At 64.8% G+C, this 17,483-nt stretch carries 10 protein-coding genes and 2 tRNA genes; 10 read left to right on the top strand and 2 right to left on the bottom strand.

The genetic code is table 11. From position 1 onward, the window contains the following. Positions 1-133 precede the first annotated feature (133 nt). The 9 genes from ACYVRU_RS01045 (at position 134) to sstT (ending at position 11,744) form a co-directional block, all read left to right on the top strand. Positions 134-2,761 (top strand): DMSO/selenate family reductase complex A subunit, encoded by a 2,628-nt coding sequence (locus tag ACYVRU_RS01045; protein ID WP_114548429.1) that lies wholly within the window; start codon positions 134-136, stop codon positions 2,759-2,761. Between the two features lie 15 nt (positions 2,762-2,776). Continuing rightward, positions 2,777-3,394: a 4Fe-4S dicluster domain-containing protein gene (locus ACYVRU_RS01040; RefSeq protein WP_114548430.1), complete on the top strand. Its 618-nt coding sequence runs from the start codon at positions 2,777-2,779 to the stop codon at positions 3,392-3,394. A 144-nt stretch (positions 3,395-3,538) separates the two neighbouring features. Continuing rightward, entirely contained in the window at positions 3,539-5,347 is a 1,809-nt protein-coding gene (locus tag ACYVRU_RS01035) for a c-type heme family protein (protein ID WP_461185614.1), read from the top strand. Then, on the top strand, positions 5,340-6,050 hold the full coding sequence (locus ACYVRU_RS01030; protein ID WP_114548432.1) for a response regulator transcription factor: 711 nt from the start codon (positions 5,340-5,342) through the stop codon (positions 6,048-6,050). The genes ACYVRU_RS01035 and ACYVRU_RS01030 overlap by 8 nt, the downstream gene beginning before the upstream one ends. Positions 6,051-6,396: 346 nt before the next feature. Continuing rightward, complete coding sequence (gene rpoD, locus ACYVRU_RS01025; RefSeq protein ID WP_223901137.1) at positions 6,397-7,551, top strand: RNA polymerase sigma factor RpoD; 1,155 nt, start codon at positions 6,397-6,399, stop codon at positions 7,549-7,551. 270 nt (positions 7,552-7,821) lie between these two features. Next, on the top strand, positions 7,822-9,987 hold the full coding sequence (locus tag ACYVRU_RS01020; RefSeq protein ID WP_278573205.1) for a THUMP domain-containing protein: 2,166 nt from the start codon (positions 7,822-7,824) through the stop codon (positions 9,985-9,987). A gap of 94 nt (positions 9,988-10,081) precedes the next feature. Next, positions 10,082-10,156 (top strand) — tRNA-Asn (locus tag ACYVRU_RS01015). Positions 10,157-10,307: 151 nt separating this feature from the next. Continuing rightward, positions 10,308-10,393 (top strand) — tRNA-Leu (locus ACYVRU_RS01010). A gap of 79 nt (positions 10,394-10,472) precedes the next feature. After that, complete coding sequence (gene sstT / locus ACYVRU_RS01005) at positions 10,473-11,744, top strand: serine/threonine transporter SstT (RefSeq protein WP_114548434.1); 1,272 nt, start codon at positions 10,473-10,475, stop codon at positions 11,742-11,744. Positions 11,745-11,914: 170 nt separating this feature from the next. Here sstT and ACYVRU_RS01000 read toward each other — a convergent pair whose 3' ends face one another. Beyond that, a complete protein-coding gene (locus ACYVRU_RS01000; RefSeq protein ID WP_181815502.1) occupies positions 11,915-13,570 on the bottom strand; it encodes an MFS transporter in 1,656 nt (551 codons plus the stop codon). Positions 13,571-13,795: 225 nt separating this feature from the next. Between ACYVRU_RS01000 and ACYVRU_RS00995 the strand changes: the two genes are divergently transcribed. Continuing rightward, the gene (locus tag ACYVRU_RS00995) at positions 13,796-15,676 is read left to right on the top strand and encodes a BglG family transcription antiterminator (protein WP_461185613.1); all 1,881 of its coding nucleotides are present in this window, start codon (positions 13,796-13,798) and stop codon (positions 15,674-15,676) included. Between the two features lie 161 nt (positions 15,677-15,837). Here ACYVRU_RS00995 and ACYVRU_RS00990 read toward each other — a convergent pair whose 3' ends face one another. Next, positions 15,838-17,463, bottom strand: a complete 1,626-nt coding sequence (locus ACYVRU_RS00990) for an amidohydrolase (RefSeq protein ID WP_223901134.1) — start codon at positions 17,461-17,463, stop codon at positions 15,838-15,840. Positions 17,464-17,483 lie beyond the last annotated feature (20 nt).

Raw genomic sequence — 17,483 nt, 5'->3', positions numbered from 1 at the left:
TCGATAAGAAATCCCTAAGGAAAAATGAACCAAATACCCATGGAGGTTCCATGCTCGCGCGCGTAGACTTTCTTTCCGAGGGAGGGCCCGACTTCCGCTTCGGGCCCCGAACAAGAAGAGGAAAGGGGAGTCTATGGGAAAGACTGCGCAAACCTTCGGCAAGATCAGCCGCCGGTCGTTCCTCGGCCTGGCCGGGGCGACGGGAGTCGGCGTGGCGCTGACCGGCTGCGCGCCGGCCGCCAAGCAGGAGGAGCCGGCCGCAGACAGCCTGCCCGCCACTGGCGGCGATCCGCTCGATTACGACACCGTCAGCTGGTCTGCATGCCATGTGAACTGCGGCAGCCGCTGCCCGTTGAAGGCCTATGTGAAGGACGGCCAGGTCGTGCGCATCGACATTGATTCTGACGGCGACGACGAGTTCGGCCCCGGCAAGATCTACCAGATGCGCTCCTGCGTGCGCGGCCGCACCAACCGCCAGCGCATCTACAGCCCCGACCGCATCCAGAAGCCGCTGAAGCGCGTCGAGGGCACCAAGCGCGGCGAGGGCAAGTACGAGGAGATCACCTGGGACGAGGCCATCAACCTCATCGCCACCACCATGAAGGAGATCAAGGAGGAGTACGGCAACGACGCCTTCTACATCCAGTACGGCACCGGCGTACTGGGCGGTACGGTGTCGAAGTCGTGGCACCCCGACCAGACCATGTTCGCGCGTCTCATGAACTTGTGGGGCGGCTACCTGCGCCAGTACGCCGACTACTCCACCGGTCAGATCACCTGGGAGATGCCGCTCTTCAACGGCGACGCCTGGTCGAACAACGAGGTGACCGATCTCGTGAACTCCAAGAACATCGTGCTGTTCGGTAACAACCCGGCCAACACCCGTATGTCTGGCTCGGCCATGCAGTACCTGCTTACCCAGGTGCGCCTGCAGAATCCCGAGGCTACCATCGTGGTGGTGGATCCTCACCTGTCTGACACCGCCGTGGGCGTGGCCAACCGCTGGATCCCTATCCGCCCCGGCACTGATATGGCGCTCGTGGCCGGCATGATCCAGTACCTGTTCAGCGCTGGCAAGCTGGACGAGCAGCTCATCCGCGACAAGTTCGTCGGCTTCTTCTCCGACAGCTTCGCCGACGATGTGAAAGCGGCCGAGCCCACAAGCACCGCCTTCATGGGGCTCGACAAGTCTGGCGCGCTCACCATCGATGAGGATATGTCCTACGAGGCCTACCTCGCTGGCACCGGCGCCTATGCGGGCACCGGCGAGAAGACCCCCGAGTGGGCCGCCGGCATCACCGGTGTTCCGGCCGATACCATCCGCGAGCTGGCCGACCTGTACATGGACGGCCCCACGGCCACCATTCAGGGCTGGGGTCCGCAGCGCCACTCCAACGGTGGCAACAACTCCCGCGCCATCGCGATGATCGCCGCCATCACCGGCAACGTGGGCATCTCCGGCGGCGGCACCGGCGCCCGCGAGGGCGTGGGCGGCGTTCCCTTCGCCACGCCCACGGCTATCCCGTGCTTCCCCGAGAAGAACACGGTGGGGGTGTGCGTTTCGTTCTTCGACTGGTATCAGGCCATCGAAGACTACACGGTCATGAACGACGCCACCTGGGGCATCCGCGCCATCGATGAGACCGGTGTCACCAGCTACGCCGAGGAGCCCGGCACCCTGAAGCTTAGGGCCCCCATCAAGTTCATTTGGAACTACGGATCCAATGTCATGATGGGCCAGCACGCCGACATCAACGACTCGCTCCGCATCTACAACCTGCCTGATGAAAAGGACTCCGGCGTGCGCATGATCGTCACCGTGGACCCGTGGATGACGCCGACGGCTATGGCCTCCGACATCATCCTGCCCGGCACCACGCCCTTCGAGGAGGACGATCTCACCACTGGCGGTACCGCTTGGACCGGCTTCATCTGCTGCGAGTCGAAGGCCATCGAGCCTCTGTTCGAGGCCAAACCCATCTACGAGATCTGCACCCTTCTGGCCGACGCGCTCGGCATCAAGGACGAGTTCACCGAGGGCAAGACCCAGCTCGACTGGATCGAGTGGTGCTACAACGAGGGGAAGGCGGCCGGCGACGACTTGCCCGACACCTTCGAGGAGTTCCGCGCCGCAGGCCTCATCAAGCAGACTGACGACCACACGCCGGCCATCGCCGCGCCGGAGGGCCCGCTCGCCACGCCCTCGGGCAAGTACGAGGTGTTCTCGAAGCAGGCCTACAACCTGTCGCGCCAGTGGGACCTCACCGGCGGCGGGTATGTGCCCGACGACGGCCGCGACCAGATCACGGGCCTGCCCATCTGGTACGAGAACTTCGAGGGATACGGCGACCCGCTGCGCGAGGAGTATCCCTTCCAGCTCATCGGCCACCATACCAAGACGCGCACCCACTCCTCCTACGGCAACGTGCCGTGGATGAGCTCGGTGGCCCCGCAGCAGTGCTGGATCAACGAGGGCGACGCCGCCACGCTCGGCATCAACCAGGACGACACCGTCATTGTGTCCACCGAGCGCGGCCGCTCTCAGATGACCGCTAAGGTGACGAACCGCATCATGCCCGGGGTGGTCAGCGTGCCCCAGGGCGCCTGGTACGACCCGGAGACTCGCGACGGCGCTACCATCGGCGACCCCAGCGTGCTCGATTTGGGCGGCTGCATCTCGGTGCTGACGTCCTCGCGCCCAACGCCGATTTCCAAGGGCAACGGCGTCCATTCCAACCTGTGCAAGATCGAGAAGGCCTAAAGAGGGGGATAGATCATGGAACAGTACGGATTTTTCGTCAACACCGACATCTGCACCGGCTGCAAGGCCTGCATGACCTCGTGCTTCGACCGCAACAACCTGGAGGTGCCGCAAAAGTTCCGCAAGGTGTACGAGTTCGGCGGCGGCGAGTGGAAGGCCGACGATGCCGGTGCCTTTACCGCCACGGCGTTCACCTACTACGTATCGATGACCTGCGGCCACTGCGAGAACCCGGCCTGCGTGGCCAACTGCCCCACCGGAGCCATGCAGAAGGATCCGGAAACGGGCATCGTCAACAACGACAAGGAGAAGTGCATCGGCTGCATGACCTGCGAGAAAAGCTGCCCCTATGGGCATCCCGTGCAGCTGGACGACGGCCTGTCCCACAAGTGCGTGCTCTGCTCGGACGAGAACCCGGAGGGCGTGCCGGATCCGACCTGCGCCAAGGCGTGCCCGGTGCGCGCGCTCGAGTTCGGCACCCTCGCGGAACTGCGGGAGCGTCATCCCGAGGGCGTGAGCGCCCTGGGCGAGCTGACCGATGAGACGGCCCCCGCTGTGGTGTTCGCGCCCCATCGCGACGCGGCCAAAGGCGGCGTGCTGCACAACCCGCAGGAAGTAAGCCACGAGGCCTGAGCGCCAACGGCTTAAGAACGGGACACTAGCTTTACGGCGGCTGGTAGGGTATAACTCCTACCAGCCGCATCGGGCGTTAGGGAGGGTGCATGGAGAAGAAGGCGAGCCGGCCGCGCGCTGCCTGGAAGCAGGCGCGATAGAGCCATGACGATTTTTGGGCGACAGAGGAAGATCGGGCTGCGGACGAAGCTTATCGGGCTTCTCACGGTTGTTCTCGTGCTGATATCGGCGGTGTTCCTTGCGTTCACCTATGACGATCAATCGCGCCGCGCCGAGACCGATCTTCTGGAGAAGTCGCGGGTGCTCGTTACCGAGATGGATGCCATGTGGGATTTCATCTCGCTGAACCAGAACGTCATCAACTATACCTCCGACGGGGAGTACGACTACAAGGGACTGCATTGCGCCATTGCGGGCAAGTCGGTGGCGGCGCTGTTCTCCGAGAAGACGGATTACTCCATCCGCTTCACGAACTTGAACCCGCGCAACATCTACAATACCCCGGACGCCTACGAGGCCGCCGCCATCGAGACGTTTCTGGCGGATAAGGACACCGACGAGGTATGGGGCTATCAGACCGAGGGAGGCGATCAGGTTTTCCGCTATGTGCGGGCCATGGACGTCTCCAACGACTGCACCGAGTGCCATGGCCAGCCTGCCGGCGAGTTGGATGCGACCGGTTACCCGAAAGAGGGCTGGAGCGTGGGAGATGTGGCCGGAGCGGTGTCGGTGGTGGTGCCCGCAGATGGCGCCATGACCAACATGCGCGACGCCATCATCAGCAACATGATGTTCTTTCTTGCCGTGGTGGCGGCCATGGCGCTTCTCATCTACGTTGTCATCAGCCGACTCATTACCGAGCCCTTGACGGAGCTTCGAGCTTCTTTCTCCCGCGTAGCCGAGCCCGATGCGCACGCGACCGAGGGGGAAACGACCACTCCGAGGGTCTTTGGGCCAGCAGCCGTCGATGCGAATGAGCCCGCGCTCGCTCCAGGTTGCCTACGTGGCCTGCCGGCGCGAGGTTCCCTGGCCACGACCGACCGAGGCGTGCTGTACTCGTCCCGCGAGATAGACGACCTCATCGAGCAGTACCATTCCATGGCCCAGCGCTTGGAGGAGCTTTACGGAAGTCTGGAGTCGCAGGTGGCCGAGCGCACCGAGCAACTCTCCCGCGCTAATGCCGAGCTGGAGCGTCAACGTCGTCGAGTGGAGGAGATCAATGCCCAACTCGCCCGAGACAACCAGTACAAGTCCGATTTCCTTGCCATCGTTAGCCACGAGCTGCGCACGCCACTTACTTCCATTTTGGCTTTCGCCGAGCTCCTGGGCGAGTCCATCGGGCCCGGCCGGCCCGAGGCGCGCCGCCAGTTGGAGGAGATTGGCAAAAACGGCGCCATTTTGCTTGAGATGGTGGACAACGTGCTGGAGTGCGCCCGCATTCAGGCGGGCTCCGAGACGTTGAACCTGGAGCTGGTTGATCTGAACGACCTCGTGGGTATGGTAGAGTCGGCTATGGCGCCGGTGGCCGCCAAAAAGGGCGTAGCCTTTACCACCCGGGTCGACTTCGACGTGCCCCTCATCATGGGGGATTGGGAAAAGCTGCGTCGGGTGCTTGCGAATCTGACGAGCAATGCCGTGAAGTTCACCGATGCCGGCGGCGAGGTGGCTGTGCGCGTTTGCTGCGAGGCGGACGAGGATGACGCTCGCAAAGTGGTGATGCGCGTGACCGATACCGGCATCGGTATTCCGAAAGAGGCCCAGGAGCTTATCTTCGAGCGGTTTCGTCAGGAGAACATGTCCACGGTGCGCCGCTACGGCGGCAGCGGACTGGGGCTCTCGTTGGTGAAGGATCTGGTGGCCATGATGGGCGGCACCGTGGCTGTGGCAAGTGAGCCGGGGCGTGGCTCGACGTTCACCGTCGAATTGCCCGTAGAGGAGGAAGATCATGACTAAGGTGATGCTCGTCGACGACGACGCGTCTATGCAGGTGCTCATCGAGCAGATTGTACGCCGCGGTGGCTACGACTTCTGCTGTGCGGGCAACGGGGCCGACGGCCTGGAGATGCTGAGGGCCGAGCGCCCCGACTTCCTTATTCTTGATGTGATGCTGCCCGATATCAACGGTTTCGAAATCTGCGAGATCATCCGAGGTGAGGGACGCGAGGTGCCGATCATGTTTCTCACGGCCAAGGGCGACATTGTCGACAAATCAATCGGCTTTAAGGCCGGTGCCGACGACTATCTTGTGAAGCCCTTCCAGCCCGAGGAGCTGCTTTTGCGGCTGAACGCGCATTTGCGCCGTCGAGAACGCGATCGCGAGCGCCAGCATGAGGGACGCGACCGCCGTCCCGAGGCGTTCTCGGTAGGGGATTTGGAGATACGCTTCGGGAAGTACGAGGTTCGAATGCGCGGAGAAGTCGTGGCGCTGTCCTCCCGGGAGATCGAGCTTTTAGAGCTGCTCGCCTCCGATCCGGGCGCCGTGTTCACCCGCGATCAGATCCTCGAGGCGCTTTGGGGAAGCAAAGAGGCTGCCGACCCCAACTCCATCACCGTCATGGTGCGTAAGATCCGCGAGAAGATAGAGGACGACCCTTCCAAACCACGCTACCTCGTCACTATCTGGCGCGTCGGGTACAAGTTGGCCGAGACGATATAGGCCGTTCTTCTATTGGGACTGATTTTCCTTTGAGGTTCGCCGAAGCAATGGGGCAACTGCTGCAGCGGCATGGAGCCTTTCTTCCATGGAGGTTCCATGGATAATGCGTTTGTCATTGCGCTTAAACTTCCGGCCGGTTTTCTCTTGAAGGGGTCTTCTCTTTGTAGTATTCTTCTCTGCTGTATCTCTGCGCCAGAATTGTGTTTCTATGCCCAAAATCGGGCGCAGACGCCAGAGAAAGGACTATCGCGTGGCTGATGCTGCAAAGAAGAATCCTGAGAACGAAACCGAAGAGATCGTCGTGACCGAGGACGTCGAGGAGATGGATGACCTGGATGACGACGACATGGACAACGCGGAACCTCCCGCGAACGCGACGAACGACACTGCTTCCGACAGCCTGACCGAGGACAAGATCGAGGCCGGCATCGACTCCGAAGAGGATCTGCTCGACGGCATTCCCGAGGAGGAGCTGAAGGCCACCGTTGAAGCGGCTGCTCTCCCCAAGGTCACTCCCCGTACCAAGGCCCGCGCCCGCAATCGCGCCAAGCGCAACGCCGATGCCGGCGTGACCATGCTCACGGGCGATCCGGTGCGCATGTATCTGAAGGAAATCGGCAAGGTGCCCCTGCTCACCGCTGCCGAGGAGATCGATCTGGCCATGAAGATCGAGGCCGGCGTGGCCGCCACCGAGGAGCTGGAGAAAGCCGAGGCCGACGGCATCGAGCTGGAGCGTCGCGAGAAGCGCCGCCTGGGCCGCATCGAGCAGGTGGGCCTGGATGCCAAGCAGCAGCTCATCGAGGCGAACCTGCGCCTGGTCGTTTCCATCGCCAAGCGTTACGTGGGCCGCGGCATGCTGTTCCTCGATCTCATCCAGGAGGGCAACCTGGGCCTCATCCGCGCGGTGGAGAAGTTCGACTACACCAAGGGCTTCAAGTTCTCCACCTACGCCACCTGGTGGATTCGCCAGGCCATCACCCGCGCCATCGCCGACCAGGCCCGCACCATCCGCATTCCCGTGCACATGGTGGAGACCATCAACAAGCTTGTGCGCATCCAGCGTCAGCTTCTGCAGGAGCTCGGCCGCGAGCCAACCCCTGAGGAGATCGGCGAGGAGATGGGACTTTCCGCCGAGCGCGTCCGCGAGATTCAGAAGATCAGCCAGGAACCGGTAAGCCTTGAGACCCCCATCGGCGAGGAGGAGGACTCCCAGCTCGGTGACTTCATCGAGGACGACGCCGCCGTGGTGCCCCCCGACGCCGCCTCGTTCTCTATGCTGCAGGAGCAGCTGGCCAAGGTGCTGGAGGGTCTGGCCGAGCGCGAGCGCAAGGTCATCAGCCTCCGTTTCGGCCTGGAGGACGGCCATCCGCGCACGCTGGAAGAGGTGGGTCGCGAGTTCGGCGTCACCCGCGAGCGCATCCGCCAGATCGAGAGCAAGACGCTCGCGAAGCTGAGGCACCCCAGCCGGTCCAGCAAGCTTAAGGACTATCTCGAGGACTAGGGAACGACCCGACAGACCCGATGCCCGCGGCCTCGCTGCTGCGGGCATCTTCTTTTGCATGCAAAAACTTTTATAAAAATGGTCACAAAGTCGAGTTCTGGGTTTTCGCAATGACTCAAATTCGTATTTCTTGCCCGTCTCGACTCCTTCTACGGGCAAATTGGGGCGTAAACGTCGCCGCATCGCGAACAATGATGGTTCTGAAAACCCAAAAATCGATTTTGTGACCAGAAATTTCAAAATAATTGCAAGGAAGGCAGTGAGGGCCCTATGAATGAGACCGTTTATGAGTTCTTCGCCACGTGCCTGCCGGGCGCCGAGAAGCTCCTGGCGGATGAGCTGCACGGACTCGGCGTGAGGAAGGTGCGTCCGCTGTCCGGCGGCGCGTCGTTTTTCGGCGCGCCTGAGGACGCCCTGCGTGCGTGCCTGTGGTCGCGACTCGCGGGGCGCGTTAATCTCACGGTGGGTCGCGTGGTGGCGCGCGACGCCGATGCCCTGTACGCCGGCGTGCGCGAGCTTCCCTGGGAGGCGGTGATCGCCGAGGAGGCGAGCATCGCCGTGCGGGCGAGCGGCACCAACGCCGAGCTGCGCAACACCCAATTCGTCGCCTTGAAGGTGAAGGACGCCATCTGCGATCGTTTGGCCGAGGTTCGTGGCGCGCGACCCGATGTGAGTCCCCAGCAACCCGATGCCCTCCTTGAAGTGCGTCTTCGAGAGGAGAAGGCGACGCTCTCGCTCGATCTGTCGGGCCGCTCCCTCACACGTCGGGCGTACCTCGGCGATGAGGCCGCGGAGGAGGCGCCCGCGGTGGTGTCGCAGGCGGCGACGTTGCTGGCGGCAGTTGGTGCGGTCGAGCTGTTTGCGGAGGGAACGACGTTTCTCGACCCCGTCGACGACGACAGCATCCTCGCCCGCGAGGAAGCGGAGGTGCGCGAGGACCGGGCACCGGGCCTCTTGCGCGAACGATGGGGGTTCACGGGCTGGACGGCGTTTCCCGAAAAAGCCTGGGACGCTCTGTTGGACGAGGCGGACGAACGCTGCGAGGCGCGCATGGCGCTGCTTGCCACCGCGCCGGTGCGTCCCGATGCCCCCCGGCTCGTGGCCAGCGTCGCCTCGGCCTTTCGGGCCGACGACGACGCCGAGGCCGTGGCTGCCCGGGCTGCCTGCGTGGCCGCTTCCCGCGAGGCGCCGGCCGGTTCTCGCTTCGCCTTCGCCGGTTTCGAGGGCATGGCCGCGAAGTTCAAGGAGGAGCCGGCGGCGCGTCTCAAGCTTGGCCGCGGGCGCTCCGAGACGACGATAGAGGTGTTCGACGAGCCGCCGCGGCGTCCCGCCGTTATCGCCGTGGCCAACCCCGCCGGGGGTGCCGACATTCCCGTCGAGGTGAACGACCCGGCGGCCGTCCAGTTCGCGAGTCGTTTGCGTAAGGTGGCCCGCGAGCGGCGCAAATGGGCGGCGCGCGAGGGGGTGGCCTGCTATCGTCTCTACGATGCCGATGTGCCGGAGTACGCCTGCGCCATCGACCTGTACGAAGGGGCGGCCGCGGCCGAGGGCGAGCTGTACGCCCATGTGGCCGAGTACGCGCCGCCCAAATCCGTCGACCCCGGTCAGGCCCGCGCACGTTTCGAGGACGTGCTCGCCCTGGTGCCCGTCGTGCTGGGCATTCCGCCGGAGCACGTGTTCTCCAAGTCCCGCCTGCGCGCGAAGGGCGGCGGCCAGTACCGCGACGCCGGCGGTCGCCGTTTTGTGACCCACACGAGTGAGGACGGCTTGATCTGCGAGATCGATTTGGGCGGCTATCTTGATACGGGCATCTTCCTCGATCACCGCGTGACCCGCGAGATGGTGGGGAAGATGGCCGCCGGCAAGCGCTTCCTGAACCTGTTCGCCTACACGGGCGTGGCGACGCTGCATGCTGCGGCCGGCGGTGCGAAGGAGACGACGACGGTGGACTTGTCTCAGACGTACCTGGACTGGGCGGCCCGCAACCTTGCGTCCAACGGGTTCGCCTTCGAAGTTGCCGACAAGCCGAATCGGAGGGATCGAACGGGCGGAGGCTCGTCGAGGGGTCGGCGGGGAGGGGCGGCCAACAAGCTCGTTCGCGCCGACGTCACCCGCTGGATCGCCGAAGCGCGCCGGCGCCGCGATTGCTACGACCTCATTTTCGTGGACCCGCCGACCTTCTCCAATTCGAAGGCCATGGGCCGGCGCACCTGGGACGTGCAGCGCGACCACGTGGAGCTGCTCATCAGTGTCTCGCGTCTTTTGGCCGACGGGGGCGTGGCGGTGTTCTCCTGCAACTTGCGCACGTTCAAGCCGGCCATCGAGGAGCTGGGGCGCTGCGGCGTGGAGCTTGAGGACATCACCGCCCGCACCATCCCCCACGACTTTGAGCGAAACCCTCGTATCCACAAGTGCTATCTGGTGCGCCGAAAATAAATTTTCGCCTTTGGGAAAATAGGGTCTTGCAAAGCGAAGCCCCTTCGTTATAATACTATCTTGCGCGTCAGGGCAAAGGTTCTGAAAGCGACATTCCTCGGTAGCTCAACGGCAGAGCATCCGGCTGTTAACCGGAGGGTTGTAGGTTCGAATCCTACCCGGGGAGCCAGAATTTTACGAGTCCGCTTCGGCGGGCTCGTTTCTTTTCCAGTGCCGTTCCCGTGGAGCAATCACCTCATGAGAATTGTGACCTCGCATTCTGGGTTTCTTTGCTATTATTAACCAATCCGGCAAGCTGTTTTGTCGGCAACCGCAGAAGTGCGGGCGTGGCGGAATTGGCAGACGCGCCAGATTTAGGTTCTGGTGGGCAACCCCCGTGAAGGTTCAAGTCCTTTCGCCCGCACCATTTCCCGCCCGTGTTCCGTTTGGGTCGTGCGGCCGTGACGCGCCTTGTCAGAGGCGCGCGAAGACAAAGGAGAATTACCTTGGCAGTCCCCGCAGTATTTAGGAAGTACAACGAGATCAGCCTCATCAAGCGCATTCTCGTTGGCCTTGCCGTTGGCATCGTCTTGGCGCTGCTCATCCCGAATGCGCAGCCTTGGACCGACATCATCACGCTTCTGGGCTCGCTGTTCGTTGGCGCGTTGAAGGCCGTCGCCCCTGTGCTCGTGTTCTTCCTGGTCATCAGTGCCCTTTGCAACGCCCATGGCGCCGGCACCATGAAGACCGTCGTCGTGCTCTATGTCATCAGCACGCTTGTCGCGGCCATTGTCGCCCTCATCGGCAGCGAGATCTTCCCGACGTCCCTCACGCTCGACACCTCATCCATGGTGGAGCAGGCCGCGCCCGAGGGTATCGGAGAAGTGCTCACCACGCTGCTCATGAACATCGTGGCCAACCCGGTGGACGCGCTCATGAACGCCAACTACGTGGGCATCCTCGCTTGGGCCGTGGTGCTCGGCATCGCCTTGCGTGCCGCCGGCGAGCGCACCAAGGAAGTGTTCACCGCCATCTCCGACGCCGTCTCCAAGGCCGTGCGCTGGGTCATCAATTTGGCCCCCTTCGGCATCATGGGCCTGGTGTACGCCTCGGTGAGCACCTCGGGCCTGGAGATCTTCACCGAGTACGGCCACCTCATTCTGGTGCTCGTGGCCTGCATGCTCATCATCGCGCTGGTCACCAATCCCCTCATCGTGTGGATCTGCACGCGCAAGAACCCCTATCCGCTCGTGCTGCGCTGCTTGAAGGACTCCGGCCTGACGGCCTTCTTCACCCGCAGCTCTGCCGCCAACATCCCGGTGAACATGGAGCTGTGCCGCAAGCTCGGCCTGAACAAGGACAACTACTCGGTGTCCATCCCGCTGGGCGCCACCATCAATATGGCCGGCGCGGCGGTTACCATCACGGTCATGACCATGGCCGCCTGCCAGACCATCGATCTGGCGGTCGACCCGGTGACGGCCGTCATCCTGTGCGTGCTGGCCGCCGTGTCCGCCTGCGGCGCGTCGGGTGTGGCCGGCGGGTCGCTTCTGCTCATCCCCATGTGCTGCGCGCTGTTCGGCATCAGCAACGATGTCGCCATGCAGGTTGTCGGCATCGGCTTCATCATCGGCGTCATCCAGGATTCCTGCGAGACGGGCCTGAACTCCTCTTCCGACGTGGTGTTCACGGCCACCGCCGAGTACCGCCAGCTCATCAAGGAGGGCAAGGAAGTGCACCTGGGCAAGGACTCCTTCGCCTACCACGAGCTTTCCTAACAAGCTGCGTGCACCGCGCATTTCGAATCACATTGCGGAAGGGAGCCTGCGGGCTCCCTTCTCGTTTGCCCTTGTTTGTATCCGACGGCCGAGGTGGTGCCGACCTGCCGGAACGAGCGTACCAGCAGGTCGGGTTCGACTGCGTTCGATGGCCCCGGCCAAGAGGGGTCTCAGCGGGGACGTCTCGCCTTCGCCTTGTCTTGCTCGGCGCGCGGCGCGGCGGTTTCCACGAGGTGGCGGGTGGTGAGAAGGCCCGCTGCCATAAGGAGGCCGAGAGCGCCAAAGGAAAGGCGCATGGCGTCGGCCTGGGCGGACGCCTTCACGTCCACGAGCTTGTCGACCTGCGCGGCGTCGGCCCCCCAGGCTCTCGCCTCGTCGGAAAAGGCGCTGTCGCTCATGAGCGTCGAGGCGGTTTCCGCAGCGGGACCCACATAGCTCTGGTCGATGCCCGCCGAGGCGGCCTGGGACGCGAATCCTCCCGCCATGGTGAGGAGAAGGAAGGTCCCGGCAAGCGCGGTGCCGAGGGCGAGCCCTATGCTGCGGGCGGCTCCCTGGATTCCGCCGGACTGCTCGGCCTCCTCGCGCGTCACCGCGCAGGCGACGGCGTTGTTGGCCTGGGAGTTGACGGCGCCCACCCCGAAGCCGCCGAGCGCCATGCCGCCAAACAGGGCCGTCGTCACCCCGTGCTGCTGCACGCCCAAAGCCATGAGTCCGCACGCGCAGGCGATGGCGATAAAGCCGACGCGGATGATGAGCCGGGATGAGAGGTGCGGCGCGAGCTTGGGGAGAAAGGTGGCCAGAAGGAACATGGGGATGCCCGACAGGAGCGAGAGCATTCCGGTCTGCAGCGCCGTGAACCCGGTGACGAGCTGTAGGTAGGGCGTGGCCAGGATGCCGACCGCCCCCATGTAGAAGAACGGCAGGGCGACCGCCGACAGGCCCGCGCGCACGCTGGGGGAGGTGACGAACGCGCGCGGTATGAGGGGGTTGCCGCGGCGCTGGGCGCGCCGCTCGGTGGGAACGAGCAGTCCGAGGAGCACCAGACCCACGACGATGGCGGGCAGGGTGGGGGGCAGCCCGCACAAGGTGAAGGGGCAGAGCTTCTGGGGGCTAGCGATGCCCCAATCCGACAGGTGCGCCACGCCGAACAGCACAAGTCCCATGCCGAGGGCGGCCACGACGGTGCCGGCGACGTCGAAGTGCGTGTGGCCGCCGGAGGCGGGCGTGCGGGGGATGAGCCGCGCGCAGCAGAGCACTACAACGAAGTAGGCCGCCATGATGGCGAAGGTGAGCCGGAAGCCCGACGAGTCCATGACGATGCCCAGGATCAGGGGCGAGAGCGTCGAAAGGGCGGCCGCGCCGGCGATGGTGCCGAACGCGATGGCGCGCTGCCGTCCCTGGTAGAGCGCCGCGACCAGGCCGAGCACCGAGGGCGTGACCAAGCAGACGCCGAGTCCCGTGACAACGCGCCCGCCCCAGGTGAACGAGAAGATGGCGGGGGAGAGCGCCGCCGTGATCTCTCCCAGCGCGGCCAGGGAGAGGCCGATGGCCAGTGTGCGCCTCAGGCCGATCGTCACGCCGATGAGCCCGCCGGCGATCATGAACGCGCCGGCGATGAGCGAGAACAGCGTGGTCGCCATCTGGATGTCGTCGAGGGTGGCGCCCAAAGTCCCCACCAGGCTCGCCGTGGCGAGGTTCATCGCCGCGCTGTCACTCGAGGTGCCGATCTGGGCGAGAGCGAGAACGACCAGGGGCGCGTACGTCGCTTTCGCCGTTGTTTCCGTTCGCCGAGTTGCGCCCTCGGCGGTGAGGATCGTTGTCGCCATAGTGAACCTCTCAACTCGCCGCGGCGCCGTCTGGCGCCGTCTCGATATCTTGTTGTCTCGTAGGGAATTTTCCCCCGAATGCGCCCCTCGTCCTTCGTGTCGCCCGAAATCTCGTGCAACTGTTGCCATCTTGCCACGGTATCGTCGCCCGCGACTGTTGCGGGCGGGTCTACACTAGCGAGGGGAGACGCGCTCGCGTTTCCCGGATGCGTGTGAGGAGGAGCGATGAACAGTAGACAGGGGGCGCTTTTGAGGGCGCTGCTCGAGGCCAGCGATTACCGGACGTCCGCCGATTACGCTCGACGGCTCGGCTGCTCCGATCGCACGATCCGCACTGACGTGAAGGCCCTCAACGCCTTTTTCGAACACGAGGGATTTGCCACGCGGGTGGGCCGGCAGCGCGGCGCCGGCCTGCGGCTCTCGCTCGTGCCCGACGAGGAGAACCGCCTTGTGCGGCTGCTCGAAGAGAGCGAGACCGAGATGCACCCGCGCTACGAGCGGCTGTGCCAGGAGATGATCGCGCTGACATGCCATCCGGGGCCCCATACCGCCGAGAGCCTGGCGCGGCGCATGTTCCGCAACAAGCAGCAGATCCAGTCCGATCTGCGCTGGTGGCAGGGCATGCTCGAGGTGAGCGGGCTCTCGTTGTCCGTCGGGCGCCAGATCACGGTCGAGGGCCCCGAATGGACCATCCGGGGCTTCGTCATGTCCATGCTGTTCTCGTTTTCCACCGCCGCAGTGCGCCGGCGCATCCTGCCGTCGCTGTTCGGGACGATCGACCCTTACGACCGGCAGTTTCTGGAGCGCTGCATCGCCGAGATGCAGCGCGATCTCGGCTTCGAGTTCTCCAGCAACGCGCAGTGGCAGTTCGGCGTGTACCTGTGCATCATGGTGACGCGCATCCGGCTTGGATATGGGCTCACCTCCTGGCGCGGCGCGGACGGGGCCACGCCGTTTTTCGCCTACCTGAAGAAGCGGCTGGAGCGTCACTTCTCGCTTGCGGTGAGCGACGCGGAGATGGGGCTTCTGCGCGACATGGCCCATTGCTGCACGTGGCAGTGGAGCCTGGCCGCCATGGAGGCCTACGAGCCGGGCGAGCGGGCGCGCGCGGTCACCGACGACATCGCCTCGGCCCTCGAGAACGCGTTCGGGCTGCCGCTGCCCGAGGATCTGCGCAAGCCTCTGGCCATCCTGTTCGAGAGCGGCCTTGCGCGGCGCACGTGCGGCCTGGTCGCCCCGAACCCCAACGAGGAGGCCGTGAAGTACGAGACCATAGACGGCGCCTGCCTTCTCGCCTCGGTGCTCTGCGAGGTGCCCTCTCTTGTCGAGGCCGACCTGTTCAGCCCGGATTACGCCCGAATCGCGCTCGTGCTGCTCGACTACCTCGATCAGGCCGGCGCCCTGCGCTGCTACCGCGTGGGGCTTGTGGTGAGCTGCGGAATCGATCTGGCCCTGTGGGGCGCGCACCGCATCGAGAAGCTGACGAGCCGTCTCAAGGTGACCGACGTGCTGACGGAAAACGAGGTGCTCGCCGCCGTGGCGCGTCCGAACTCGACGCTGCTCGAGCGCTTCGACTTCCTCGTCTCGTTCGAGCCGCTGGATGTCGATTTCCCCAGCGTGACCGTGTCCCCGGGTGTCAGCCGCAGCGACGTCGACCATATCATCGCCTCGGTGCCGCTCTGGCGGCGGGGCCGGGAGGTGCACACCGCGTGGGAGCGGGAGACGCTTTCGGTGGGATCCTCCCCGGAGAGCCTGTTCGGCTCGCTCCACGAGCGCCTGTCGGCGGACGGGCTCATCGACATGCCGCCTGCACGCTTCGAGCGGCTCGTGTGGACGCTGTCTGTCGTGAAGGATCGCACGCTCGTGTTCGCCTGGTGCGGTTTGGGCGTCCGGAGAACGGGCATACGCATCTATCGCCTGGAAGAGGGCGAGGGCGCCGAGTGCGGGCAGTGCACCATGGCCGCCGTGCTCGTCGCGGCGCCCGGGGACCGGGCGGACCTCACCCCCCTCACGCAGGGATTCAAGCGGCTGGTGGAGGACTACGCCGACACCTCTGACTTGGTGAGCGACGACGGCTTCTTCGTCTGTTTCCCCGAGCCGGAGTAGGAGCGAGACCGGGGCGGCCCGGAAGGGAGTCGGCTGATTCGGCGCGGGTGCGGCGGCCTGCTCGGAGGGCGCTTGCGGGCCACGGGCCGGATGGCAGAAAGAAAGGGAGGCTCGCGCCTCCCTTTCTGCTTCGGTCGGTTTCCTCGATCGATCGGCTGCCGCTACTTTGCGTCGCGCTCGTAGAGGGTCTCGCCCTCCTTGATGGTGGCGAGCACCTGAATGTCGCGGATCTCGCGCGGGTCGACGGCCAAGGGGTTGCGGTCGAGCACCACGAGGTCGGCCAGCTTGCTGGTCTCGAGGGTGCCCTTATCGGCCTCCTCGCCGTACTGGTAGGCGCCGTTGTAGGTGATGGCGTGCATGGCCGCATACGGCGTCACCTTCTGGTCCTCGTCGAGCTGGACGCCGGCCTTGGTGATGCGGTTCACGGCGCACCAGGCGGCCTCTAGCAGGTTCGGGCGCAGCACCGGGGTGTCGGTGTGCAACGTGAAGGGCAGCCCCGCCCGCTCGGCATCGCCGCAGGCGCTCACGCGGCCGCCGCGCACCGGTCCGAGGTTGCGCAGGTGGGCGTCGCCCCAGTACCAGACGTGGGAGGCGAAGATCGAGGGGATCATGCCGATCTCGGCCATCTTCTCGTACTGGTCGGTGCGCGCCGTCTGGGCGTGGATCATCACCGGGCGCAGGGCCATCTTCTCCGGGTTGTCCGAAGCGTCCCGCGCCGCTTCGTAGACGCGCAAGAGCTGGTCGGCAGCTGCGTCGCCGTTGCAGTGGCACAGAAGCTGGTGGTTGGAGTCGATGGCCATCTTCGCGAAGGCGATGGCGTCCTCGTCGGTCATGGTGCTGTAGGCCACCCAGTCCTTCTCGCCGTCGGGGCCGGCCGTGTAGGGCTCGGTCATCCAGGCGGTGAGCCCCTGGGGGGAGCCGTCGAGGAACATCTTCAGGCCGCCGAAGCGGAAGTGCCCGGTGTAGTGCTGACTATCGAACTCGGCATTGTCGGCGAGCGTGGCCATCACGTCCGAGCCCCACATGGGGTAGCTCACGATGTCCATCTTCAGAAGGCCCGCCTTTGCCAGGCTCACCAGGACGCCGGCCATGTCGGGGGCGGTGGCGCCATCCTGGCAGGTGGTCACGCCGTGCTCCAGGTAGATGCGCTGCATGTCGGGCACCATGGCCGCGAAGTCCAGCCCCAGACGGGGGGTCGTCACGGCGTAGAGCGGGTTCATGGCCGCCGGCTCCTCGGCGTAGCCGTCCAAATCGCCCGAACCGTTGATGCGCCCGTAGCGGCCACCGTCCGGATCGGGTGTCGTCGGCGTGATGCCGGCCAGCTCGAGCAGGCAGTCGTTGGCCACGCCCATGTGGTTGGACACGTGCGTGATGAGCACGGGCACGTCGGTGGACACGGCGTTCGGGATGGACTTGTCGGGGTGGCGCTGCTCGACGAGGTTGTTCTGGTCGTAGCCGTTGCCCATGATGACGCCGTCCGGGCCGATGTTGCGCTCGGCGGCGAACTTCTTCAGCGTCTCAGTGATCTCGTCGAAGGAGGTGCACTCGGACAGGTCGGCGTACAGCAGGTACTGCAGCGCGCCGGTGAAGTGGCTGTGCGGGTCGATGAGGCCGGGCAGCACCGCGGCACCGCCCAGATCCACCTCCTCGGCGCCGTCGGCGAGACGGCGGGCCTCCTCGGCGTCGCCGATGTAGGCGATGCGGCCGTCGTCGACGAGGAGCGCGTCGGCGGTGTCGACGTCATCGACCATGGTGACGAAGGTGGCGTTGGTGAAAAGCCGTTTCATAAATTTCCTTTCAAACACGC

It is taken from the genome of Adlercreutzia sp. CNCM I-6216, from assembly GCF_977113345.1.
Note: the sequence above shows the minus strand (reverse complement) of the source record. Positions and strands in the feature narration are given on the sequence as shown.